The following is a 730-nucleotide window of genomic DNA, read 5'->3' as shown; positions in this document are numbered from 1 at the left end:
TCTGCCAGCTGCGCATCGGCTGCGCCTCTCGGCCTCGCCTTAGCTCCCGGCTGACCCTGGGATGATTAGCATCGCCCAGGAAACCTTGGGCTTGCGGCGGCGGGGTTTCTCGCCCCGCTCTCGCTACTCGTGCCAGCATTCTCACTCCCCGGCGGTCCACCGGAGGTCGCCCTCCGGCTTCGCCCCCCCGGGGAAGCTCCCCTACCACTAATTTGTATTAGTCCGCCGCTTCGGCGCCATGCTTAGCCCCGTGTATTGTCGGCGCATGTCCACTCGACCAGTGAGCTGTTACGCACTCTTTGAATGCATGGCTGCTTCTAAGCCAACATCCTGGTTGTCTGGGCAGACGCACATCCTTTGCCACTCAGCATGGACTTTGGGGCCTTAGCGGGCGGTCTGGGCTGTTTCCCTCTCGAGCGCGCAGCTTAGCCCACGCGCTCTGACTCGCGGCCTCTCGGCCGCCGCCGTTCGGAGTTTGGTCCGCTTCGGTAGGCTGCGAGGCCCCCTCGGCGGTCCAGTGCTCTACCGGCGGCGGCTAACGGCCGCGGCTAGCCCTAAAGCTATTTCGGGGAGAACGAGATATCTCCGGGTTTGATTGGCCTTTCACCCCTATCCACGGGTCATCCCCTCCGTTTTCAACCGAAGTGGGTTCGGCCCTCCACAGGGTCTTACCCCTGCTTCAGCCTGCCCATGGATAGCTCACCCGGCTTCGCGTCTGCGCCCGGCGACT

General features: G+C 64.0%; 1 rRNA gene. It reads right to left on the bottom strand.

Going from position 1 to position 730, the window contains the following annotated elements:
- Positions 1–730 (bottom strand): 23S ribosomal RNA (locus tag F8C90_RS10770); the annotation flags it as partial.

It is taken from the genome of Ellagibacter isourolithinifaciens, assembly GCF_008831035.1.
GTDB classification, from domain to species: Bacteria; Actinomycetota; Coriobacteriia; order Coriobacteriales; family Eggerthellaceae; genus Ellagibacter; species Ellagibacter isourolithinifaciens.
This window is presented reverse-complemented; position numbering and strand designations above follow the sequence as displayed.